This window comes from Bifidobacterium minimum, from assembly GCF_000741645.1.
Taxonomy (GTDB): Bacteria; Actinomycetota; Actinomycetes; order Actinomycetales; family Bifidobacteriaceae; genus Bifidobacterium; species Bifidobacterium minimum.
Map to the genome: position 1 here is coordinate 1 of NZ_JGZD01000011.1, position 9,905 is coordinate 9,905.

The window sequence follows — 9,905 nt, forward strand, 5'->3', positions numbered from 1 at the left end:
AAGGGAACGACAGTCCAGCATACCAGCATCGGGGACGACACGACCCAGGGACGTACCCGATGCATTCACTATTCGGTTGATATCGCCCATGATCGACTGTTACGACGGCAAGATCGTCGCCTACACGACAGGCCTGCATCCGAACGCCCGATTGGCCAACACCATGCTCAGAAAGGCGATCGGAACCCTGCCCGATGATACCAGGGTGATCGTGCACTCAGATCGTGGCTGCCACTACCGGTGGCCCGAATGGATCCGGATCTGCCAGGAGCACGGTATCATCCGCTCCATGAGCAGGAAGGGCTGCTCCCCGGACAACTCAGCGGCCGAGGGATTCTTCGGCCGCATGAAGACCGAAGCCGTCTACCCCGAGCACTGGGAACAATTGACCTGCCGTCAAGTCATGGAACACGTCGACACGTACATGCACTGGTACAACCATGAGCGTATCAAACAATCCCTGGGATGGAAAAGTCCCGTACACTATAGAATGCAACAAGGGCTAGCGGCCTAAACCATCTCCAAGAAAACGTCCGCAGCCCCCAAGACGGTTAGGATTATTTCTGGTCTCAATGAAAGCCTTGTCATTGATCTTCCGGGAGCGTCCCAATCCGGGGGGACGCAGCTTCAGCTATATCCATGGAACCAGACCGACGCTCAGCTGTACACCTTCCACGAGGTGAGTAATGGGGTGTATAGAATCGTCAATTCGGCTTCCGGGAAGAACGTAGAGGTGGGTGGTGCATCGACGGTCAACGGTGCCGCCATTCAGCAATGGGAGGCGAATGGCACGGCTGCTCAGAATTGGTCGGTGATAGTGTACGATGACTCGTCGTTTGCCCTCGTCAATGACGCCTCGGGTAAAGTCGTGGATGTTCCATCAGGGAACGCGGTCGCCAACGCCAAGCTGCAGTCCTATGCGGCGAATGGGGTCCAAGGCCCAGATGTGGGGAATAGCCGTGGCGCAAAATACTCGCGAGATGCTCGATTCATTCGCGATGAAGCATCGTCAGGACCTTGCTGACGGAGTGGCGGTGTTCCAGACCGCTTTGGCATCAGGGAAGGTCCTCGATGTCGCAGGGGGGTCGCAATCCAATGGTGCTGAGGTTCGCTTATGGTCATCGAATGGAACCAGTGCTCAGCAATGGCGGGTCTCGCACGATCAGCATGGTTATGTGACTCTGACAAACGTAGGTTCCGGGAAGGTCCTCGATGTAAGAGGAGGGTCCACGGCTATAGGGACAACAATGAATCAGTATGAGGCGAATGGCTCGTACGCGCAAAAATGGATTGCGGTTAAAGATTCGAATGGCACATTAACTTTACATTCGGCATTAAAATCGGGTCTGGTCCTCGATGTGTCGGGGGCCGCGACTGCGGACGGAACCTCTGTGCAGCTATACTCATCCAATGGAACGGAGGCTCAGCGGTGGATAGGCCTAGAAGGATAAGCTGATGCCGGGCGTCGTGTTTTTCTTCTACTAAACAAGAACATAACACCCGGCCATTAGACGGATGGGGACATCGTAATCTTATGATTTTATGTCTACTTCTTCACGGCGGTCCACGCCGGGAAGTGACGGGAGACTATTGATGTGGACATGTCTGAATGCAGCGAATCCATTGCATTCGACGATAAACAACTTTCTATTGTTTCTTGCTACGACATCTAGAATGATTCCTGTCGTGATGCATAACAGGCCTGTGATGATGAGCATTACGGCTCCGATGAGTGTGGGGAATCGTGCCACCATTCCTGTCCTCCAGAACTCAATGGCAACGCTTCCCGTGAAGAACAATCCAATGACGCTGATGAGGAGTCCGATTCCGCCGAAAAATGGAAGTGGCTTATATTCTCGGATCATTCGGAAAATCGTGGATAGTACCTTGATGCCGTCGCCAACGGTATCAAGTTTGCTTACTGATCCTTGGGGTCGATCTCTATATTGAATCGGCATTTCGAACAGCCGAAGATTGTTGTTGAGACTATGAATGGTCATCTCGGTCTCAACTTCAAAGCCATGTGATAGCACCGGGTAGGTTTTGGCAAAGGTGTATGAGAATGCGCGATATCCGGTCATTATGTCCGTAACGTGGGCGCCGAAAAGGGAGTTAATGGAGCTGCGTACCAGTCTGTTGCCAAAATTGTGGAAAGGCCTTTTGTTTTCTTCAAAATATGTGGAGCTTAAACGGTCTCCAATGACCATGTCATATCCATCCAGCACTTTATCGACCATAGCAGGTGCCGCCTCCGCGGGATACGTGTCATCTCCATCGGCCATGATGTAGACATCAGCATCAATGTCTTCGAACATGGCTCTAATCACATTGCCCTTGCCCTGGCGGGGCTCTTTACGAACGATGGCTCCTGCTTTATCGGCGATTTCGGCGGTCCGGTCGGTTGAATTGTTGTCGTAGACATATATGGTAGCCTCAGGCAGGGAATCGCGGAAATCGGCGATAACCTTACCTATTGTTATCTCCTCGTTGTAGCAAGGAAGCAAAACCGCGACAATTGCAGTACCGGTTCTTTTGGGTCTCATGGTTTAATATCGTACTCGATTCCGTGTCCAGAATCCCGGGAGGGAGTTATCGGGATCGTCGATCCCTAGTGTTCAACATGGCTACACTCTGGTGAAGTGTCGTCGAATGCACGATAAACCAGGATTTCTTGCTTGGTGGTCGGTTAAGTAAGTATTATGTCAACACTATTTTTAGAAAATTGCTGATATGACAATAATTTATCATACCTATTAAGGATGATGTTATCAGGGTAGTCAAGTGAGCCAACTGATGATCCTTATGATATGGCGTTAAAGTGAAAAGGATTTTCTGACAAACACAATTCATCAGCATTGTTGATATTAGCGAACAAAAAAGAATGGAAGCATAAGTAATTTATGATTCTCTGTTGGGGCGTTAATAGACTAAGCGGCCTCCTCTCTTCGATTGATTCATTCTGAAGATCATCCATATGATTATTAAGGGTATCGAATAATATATCTGAATGGCATATCTGAATGAAGATACAGGAGAAAAAAGCAAAAGTGAAGCCATTACTGCTATGAGAGGAAGCGTGATCAACATGAATGATCTGGCAAATTTTCTAGTGATCGCAATTCCCAGAGAAACCAATAAAAAAATAAGCGGAAAAGCACGGTTGAAAAAGACAAGATTATATAAATCCGTAACTATCGGCATTTTCCAGTCATTGACCCTTGTTCTCAACAGGGATATCTGTATCTGACGCGGTGATTGTTTTGCCGTCATCTGTGATATGTATTCTTTGCGACAAGAACTTTTGCAGACAGTGGTGGTAAAAGCCGGTGAATTGGTAAAATCTAATTGAATTAGAGGGTCGCTTCCGTCGGATAGCTGCCAATATGGACTCATTAGGTCTCGATATGCATACCAGTATATTCGTGGATTATGCCATCCGAGTACAATCCAGTCATGAATGAATGTTAGGGATAGGGACAAACCTGACTTCTCGGGATCGGCGGTGTTTGCAATATAAGAATTTTTCCACTCGTCTGCGCTCCGGATTTTCGTTAGATTATCCCATTCACGAGTGGGAATGGTTCCATTATCGCGGAATGTTCTGGCGATTTGCTGAGCAGGTACCGATAGAAGCTCCTGTGATGGCGATTTTTGGGCATTAAGGCCATAAGATAGCAGGAAAGATATGATTCCAAACAGAAGAAATATGGATATAAATATAAATAATACTCTTCCTCTAACTTTTGGATATTTGAAAATGAAAATAAAGAATAATAAGAATGGAATTAGAAGAGCATTTTTTTCGCAGTTCCACAAGTATTAATGTCAAAGAGATAAATTCAAGATCAAATATTATGTTTGTTAAAATATTTCCTTCACTTTGATCAATTTTGATGAGAAAGATTATTAGTGGGATGAGTGAGATGGCGAAAATAATATCCGATGAGTACAGAAGATTATATAAGAAAAAAGTCGGGCACAGGCCGAAAAAAAGAGAAAGGGCCATGGCGCCCTTTCCGTTGATTATTTTTTCTTTGAGAAAGAAATCGATGGCGTAATATGTGCAGATGCTAAAAAAACATATTTGCACTAATCCATATAGCCCGTATGAGGGGCTCAAGTAGATAAAGATATATGCAAAGAATCCCCAGAGAAGGGAATGCCATTGAGAGGGGTTTCCTACTGCAATTCCAGCGATTGTAGATTGATGATCTGCTTGAAGGAAACCTGGATATGAGATTAACCAAACAATCAGACTTGGAATTGACAGCAGAAGAAATATGGTAATAGAAAAGGCAAGGGAATTATTCTTTTCATTAATAATGTTCAAGTAATTCTTGGATATATATTTGACTATCCGACGATAAGAGATATGTATGCTTTTTACCATCTAGTTTTCTCCAAGAATGAAATGTTGGCTGATGTCATACAATGGCATCCATTAAACGTGCAGTGCTTATATTAATTTATCTTGATGGAATATCGGCTGACCATCTAGTATAATAGCATTTGCAGTGGTGACGTCAATAGCGATACTATTCATGTATCTTTCGTGGGATCAAACGGTGTAAGCGTCGAGTACCATTATTCCGTCGAGTCGAGTTAACGGAGTCGAACCTTTATTCCAATGTCTGGAGAAACGGAATGAATCAACACGCCTTTTGCGATGAAGTCACTGGCTGGGCATCTTTTCGAGGGCCTGCTTCTGCATGTTTCGGATTGATGTGTCCTTGACATGATTATAGCAAGACAGCGATTGTGGCTGCCAACCGAATCCTTTTCAACGATTTTGAGAGTCGAAACCTTTAAGGGTTTCCAAGTTAGTATGGATGCGTTTGACTGCAGCTCTCGATACTAATGGAATCCATCTTCTTAGCCGGTCAATCACTAGAGTTCATGAATGAGGATGAACCACGCCCCCCGAGGTCAAGGCCTCGGGAAAACTGGGATCGAACTGGATGTTGCTTAATGATTTGTGTACGTAGGTTTTACCTTCTTAATGGTTTCGTCGGTGTTTTTACGAGGGTAATGCACCGATCTGAGTTTTCTCCTCTATCTATTCGATCTGTAGCGGCTCTCTGTGCATTGCGTCCTGTGAACCCTCCGAAGTGGGGAGGTTTGGAACGCATCAATCGTTCAATAGGCGTGTTTCTGGAAAACTTTGGAGAGGACGTTGCGCATAAGCGCACCAGACATCGCCGATACGGCGTCTCGGGGAAGCCGCTCTCCGATCACGTTTGTCAGGCTGCTAATTTGTCGTCCGACCACTAGAGGAACTCCGTTTCCCCGCTGAATGATCCTTCAGTCGGATGTCGTCGACGTGGGAATCTATTCACCTTGGTGACGGGTGGCCCGTCTTATGTCATCTGGACATGCCCAGACTTCACGGCACCATGAATGAAACGAATTGAAAGCGGCTGCAAGCCGATAGAATCCAAGGCATGCAAGCCATCGGGGGTTACTGCAAAGGCTTAGCATCCGTTCATCATGGTGGAACGAAAACTAATCAGGAACCAATGAATTAGAAAGCACGAATAGCTTGAAGATGATGATTAGTTAATAATTTGCTTAAACAAGGAGACGAAGATGCGAGCCTGAGTTCTAGTTAGAAGTGCAACACCGCTTATGGTTGGGATTGCTGATGTTCCGACCTTTGGGAGGTGCTGCACTCACTATGAAGGCTTATACGCATGTGACCGGGGGTGAGCGGATCAGGATTGAGATGCTGCGTTTCGGGGATCATGAGACGATCCGGCAGGTGGCCCGCCAGCTGCATCGTTCCGCCTCCACGATCAGCCGGGAGCTCAGGCGTGGCCTGTGGTTCGCGTCCAACGGGAACGAGTCGTACCGGCCCTGCCATCCCGGGCGGTTGAAGACGGGGGCGTGGACGGCTGGCCCGTTCTATTCGGCGTTGACCGCGCGGCGCAAGGCCGAGGCACGTTCGCGCAGGCCGAGGAAGCCCGGGCGGATGATGGACGCGCGCCTGCACGCGTGGGTGGCGGACGCGTTGACGCGTGGCTGGACGCCCGAGCTGATCGAGGGCCGGTTGAAACCGGAGCATCCGGCTGACCCGTCGATGCGGATCGGCCACGAGTGCCTCCACCAGTGGATCCACCAGGGGCATGCGGACGGCGAGGACCGGCGGCGCCACCCGCCCCGGGCCAAACGCCACCGCACCAGACGGGCGGGCCGCAGGGCCGGGCGCGTGACGATCCCGATGCGCGTGCCACTCGCCCTGCGTCCCAGGGTCGTGGACCACCGAGGTTCGTTCGGCCACTACGAATCCGACACGGTCATCGCTTCGGCCCCCTCGAGGCGGTGCGTCGGCGCGCGGGTCGAACGCAAAACCAGAAAGCCGTTCGCCCGCCTCATCGAATCCAAAAGCGCGCCGGCGACCGCCAGGGCCGAATACGCGATCCACAGCCGCATCCCCGCGGCGGCGCGCATCGACCGGACCGGGGACAACGGGTCCGAATCCGCGTTGCACCGGCTCGTGGACGAGGCCCTGGGCATGCTCACCTACTACGCCGACCCATACTCGCCCTGGCAGCGCGCCAGCAACGGGAACCGCAACGGCATGATCCGCCGCTACCTGCCCGAACACGCCAGCCTGAAGAACCTGACCCAGACCGAACTCGACGACATCGTCACCGGGATCAACGACACCCCCATGAAACTCCTGGACTACCACACGCCCAACGAAGCATGGCAAGAGGAAATATCCAAACTCGGCCTATCATCAAACCAGACCAGCCAACAAGCCAAACGTTGCACTTACAAATAGAATCCAGCCGCCTCGACTACAGGAGACCAAGAACGTAATATATGTATGTGGGCTTTTACCCATTGTACTAATCAATAATATATTGTACTTTCACAGAGAATCAGAGGATATGATGCCGATCCCATCCGAACGTGCAACTATGCATATTTCCAAAACAGCGATTCGGACAATTTTGGCAACCGTGTTACTTATCGCGGCGTCCATCATAACGGCCTTCTTATATCCTCATTTCAGCAACATTCTATTTCATGTCCCCGCAAAGGATGTAGACATCTCTCCACACATTGTGCTGATAAGAATTCTCGTGATATTGATTGTCCTGCTACCGATTGGAATGTTCGTATCTCTTGGCTTATCTTCCAGCCTGAGATTCATGCATAAGTATCGCTATGCACTTGGCATGTCTGTTATCGTACTGTGTGTCATTTGCAACATAAGCGGCTCATCTCTGGGAATGTGGAACTTCTGGCTTGGCAACAACATGAACCACGCCGTGGTATTCGGGACCCCGCGAGCCATTAGAAGTGATGAATATGTTGTCGGGACCGCGTTCTCCTTATCGCAGTATTATTCTGGTTACTCATACTTCAATTCCCTTATCGGAGGCACTCCCTCCGATATGTTCATCATCAAAGATTCTCCCGTACTAGATATTGCCGAAGTATTTCGTCCTTTTCACTGGGGATACTTGCTTCTAGGGAGTTCTCGGGGGCTAGCATTCTACTGGTCTGCACGAATTGTTGTCTTGTTTCTTTCCACCTATGAACTTTTCCTGTTAATAACTAAAAAGACATCATCCACGTTAGAACGGACACCCCGAGAGAATAACGAGGGAAAGATTCTGTCATTGGTAGGCGCCAGCCTTATTACCTTCTCGCCGCTTGTACAGTGGTGGTTCGCCGTCAATTCGCTTCCGGAGATGATTATTGCGATATCCGTTTCCGTCGTATGTATGGATCGCTATCTCACTGCCACCTCGACGTTACGACGAATAATATATTTCAGCGCAATCACTGTATGCGGCGGAATGTTCATTCTTTCACTCTATCCAGCTTGGCAAATTCCACTTTTCTATATACTTCTCATTCTGATTATTGACGTCGTCCGCAAACATTTCAGACATATTCATATTCCTCCTCACGATATTCTCTGGACACTGCTTATCGCGACAATCGGGATAGCTCTTCTGCTGCATGTCGCATTCGAATCAAAAGAAACAATTATGTCAACACTCAGCACGGAATATCCAGGAAGACGTCATTCAACAGGAGGGGACCTAGAATGGAGAAGTTTATTCTCGGGCATCGGTAGCATTTTCCTCTCAGTAAAGAATTATGTTGGAACATCCAACCCTACCGAAGCATCAGGATTCATCGACCTTTTCCCTATAGGAATTATTCTATTTGCGATTAACGTCTTCCGCACAAGGAGAATACGATTTCGAGAAACCTCGTTATTATTATTAATTATACTTTATATCACATATCAAGTGGTTGGACTCCCACTCTGGTTCTGTCAGATAACGCTTCTGACTGCTACAACCGCAAAAAGAATGACGGCAGTAGTGGCATAGCCAATATAATTCTTCTCATCTCTGAGGCATCAATTTTTACACATCAGAAAAGGCGAGATCCCAGACTCAAAAGTCACACCGCAAATAATAGAATGATTATTCTTTTGATATCAACAATCGGGGCAGCCACAATCGCAATATTGACTCATGAAGAATTTTCATCTTTCGTTGGAATAATACTGACATTCATCGTTGCACTACTTGTCTTTTTCACATCCTTATTATTATTGTGCAGACAATCTTTAATTAAAATAATTTCTGGCATAATTGTCTTGCCAGCAGTCATCCTCTCTGGATTATTTGTCAACCCTATACAATACTCGATAAGTCCCATGACCGACCAACCTCTTATTGCAAAAATTCGAGCGCTATCGACAAACACTGATTCGACATGGATCACGGAAGGCGACAATAGCAATATGCTCGCCAATTTATTTACAGCAAATGGAATCAAAACGCTGAACGCTCTTTCAGTTACTCCCAAGATAAGTACCTGGGAAAAAATTGACCCGCATCATCGCTATACGAAGATTTATAATCGTTATGCTTTCGCAGCGGTTAGCATCGTACCCGAATCTCAAAACGAAATACCATTTTCCCTCATTTGGCCAGATCTTTTTTCTGTTTCTCTAACAATTGATCAGCTGAAAATTCTAGGAGTCGATTTCGTCGCATCGACCCATCGCCTCGATGACATATCTTCAAAAACTCTCCATTTCGAGAGTCTATCATCACGAGAATCTAATGGTCGTTACCTCTATCGAATCATCAAGAATTAGAACGGCATATGATTATATGAGAAAACTAGAACAATATTATTGTATTCCTTAATTTGCGCAGTAAGATTACAAAAAATGGAACATCTCACGATCCTTTCAAATTCACATAAAGATTTTGCATGACGTTATCAATCAATGTGAAATCTGACCTCTTTGACTTTTGAGGGTAAAATTAAATCTGATCGGTGTCGTTGGATATTGAATCCCTGAGTCGCTAAGAAGAACAAAATATCAAAAAATTTGAGAGAAAAACCAAAATGATTGCGAATTTCTCTGATTCTTCTATAATCCTAATCCTGTCACCCACTCGCTGGATTCCATTTGTAAGTGCAACGTTTGGCTTGTTGGCTGGTCTGGTTTGATGATAGGCCGAGTTTGGATATTTCCTCTTGCCATGCTTCGTTGGGCGTGTGGTAGTCCAGGAGTTTCATGGGGGTGTCGTTGATCCCGGTGACGATGTCGTCGAGTTCGGTCTGGGTCAGGTTCTTCAGGCTGGCGTGTTCGGGCAGGTAGCGGCGGATCATGCCGTTGCGGTTCCCGTTGCTGGCGCGCTGCCAGGGCGAGTATGGGTCGGCGTAGTAGGTGAGCATGCCCAGGGCCTCGTCCACGAGCCGGTGCAACGCGGATTCGGACCCGTTGTCCCCGGTCCGGTCGATGCGCGCCGCCGCGGGGATGCGGCTGTGGATCGCGTATTCGGCCCTGGCGGTCGCCGGCGCGCTTTTGGATTCGATGAGGCGGGCGAACGGCTTTCTGGTTTTGCGTTCGACCC

10 protein-coding genes are annotated in these 9,905 nt (G+C 47.9%); 7 read left to right on the forward strand and 3 right to left on the reverse strand.

All coding sequences use genetic code 11. The features are described from left to right. The 3 genes from BMIN_RS07165 to BMIN_RS09220 all read left to right on the forward strand — a co-directional run. The coding region (locus BMIN_RS07165) for an IS3 family transposase (RefSeq protein WP_156097309.1) at positions 1-514 on the forward strand (514 nt) is incomplete at its 5' end. A gap of 45 nt (positions 515-559) precedes the next feature. Beyond that, positions 560-1,024, forward strand: coding sequence for an RICIN domain-containing protein (locus BMIN_RS09215; RefSeq protein WP_420796721.1), 465 nt, complete (start codon positions 560-562; stop codon positions 1,022-1,024). Then, positions 999-1,451, forward strand: coding sequence for an RICIN domain-containing protein (locus tag BMIN_RS09220; protein ID WP_420796722.1), 453 nt, complete (start codon positions 999-1,001; stop codon positions 1,449-1,451). The genes BMIN_RS09215 and BMIN_RS09220 overlap by 26 nt, the downstream gene beginning before the upstream one ends. Before the next feature lie 81 nt (positions 1,452-1,532). On the opposite strand, the gene BMIN_RS07170 is transcribed toward BMIN_RS09220, so the two are convergent. After that, on the reverse strand, positions 1,533-2,543 hold the full coding sequence (locus BMIN_RS07170) for a glycosyltransferase family 2 protein (RefSeq protein ID WP_022861926.1): 1,011 nt from the start codon (positions 2,541-2,543) through the stop codon (positions 1,533-1,535). 464 nt (positions 2,544-3,007) lie between these two features. Here BMIN_RS07170 and BMIN_RS08640 point away from each other — a divergent pair, with 464 nt between their 5' ends. The 3 genes from BMIN_RS08640 to BMIN_RS08645 all read left to right on the forward strand — a co-directional run bounded on the left by BMIN_RS08640 (position 3,008) and on the right by BMIN_RS08645 (position 8,357). Continuing rightward, positions 3,008-3,247, forward strand: a complete 240-nt coding sequence (locus BMIN_RS08640; protein WP_155803705.1) for a hypothetical protein — start codon at positions 3,008-3,010, stop codon at positions 3,245-3,247. A gap of 2,427 nt (positions 3,248-5,674) precedes the next feature. Further along, positions 5,675-6,784 carry an IS30 family transposase gene (locus tag BMIN_RS07180; RefSeq protein WP_051913504.1) on the forward strand — a complete coding sequence of 370 codons (1,110 nt, stop codon included), beginning with the start codon at positions 5,675-5,677 and terminating at the stop codon, positions 6,782-6,784. A gap of 139 nt (positions 6,785-6,923) precedes the next feature. Beyond that, complete coding sequence (locus tag BMIN_RS08645) at positions 6,924-8,357, forward strand: DUF7657 domain-containing protein (RefSeq protein ID WP_156097310.1); 1,434 nt, start codon at positions 6,924-6,926, stop codon at positions 8,355-8,357. A gap of 145 nt (positions 8,358-8,502) precedes the next feature. Here BMIN_RS08645 and BMIN_RS08650 read toward each other — a convergent pair whose 3' ends face one another. Then, positions 8,503-8,691, reverse strand: a complete 189-nt coding sequence (locus tag BMIN_RS08650) for a hypothetical protein (RefSeq protein ID WP_156097311.1) — start codon at positions 8,689-8,691, stop codon at positions 8,503-8,505. Here BMIN_RS08650 and BMIN_RS08655 point away from each other — a divergent pair. After that, positions 8,690-9,136, forward strand: a complete 447-nt coding sequence (locus BMIN_RS08655) for a DUF7654 domain-containing protein (protein WP_156097312.1) — start codon at positions 8,690-8,692, stop codon at positions 9,134-9,136. The genes BMIN_RS08650 and BMIN_RS08655 overlap by 2 nt on opposite strands. A 299-nt stretch (positions 9,137-9,435) precedes the next feature. Here BMIN_RS08655 and BMIN_RS07185 read toward each other — a convergent pair. Continuing rightward, the coding region (locus BMIN_RS07185; protein WP_156097313.1) for an IS30 family transposase at positions 9,436-9,905 on the reverse strand (470 nt) is incomplete at its 5' end.

Coding starts and splice junctions, on each gene's coding strand:
- BMIN_RS09220 (WP_420796722.1), top strand. CDS start 999: ATGAAGCATCGTCAGGACCTTGCTGACGGAGTGGCGGTGTTCCAGACC.
- BMIN_RS08645 (WP_156097310.1), top strand. CDS start 6,924: ATGCATATTTCCAAAACAGCGATTCGGACAATTTTGGCAACCGTGTTA.
- BMIN_RS07180 (WP_051913504.1), top strand. CDS start 5,675: ATGAAGGCTTATACGCATGTGACCGGGGGTGAGCGGATCAGGATTGAG.
- BMIN_RS07170 (WP_022861926.1), bottom strand. CDS start 2,543: ATGAGACCCAAAAGAACCGGTACTGCAATTGTCGCGGTTTTGCTTCCT.
- BMIN_RS08650 (WP_156097311.1), bottom strand. CDS start 8,691: ATGGGACTTATCGAGTATTGTATAGGGTTGACAAATAATCCAGAGAGG.
- BMIN_RS08640 (WP_155803705.1), top strand. CDS start 3,008: ATGGCATATCTGAATGAAGATACAGGAGAAAAAAGCAAAAGTGAAGCC.
- BMIN_RS08655 (WP_156097312.1), top strand. CDS start 8,690: ATGACCGACCAACCTCTTATTGCAAAAATTCGAGCGCTATCGACAAAC.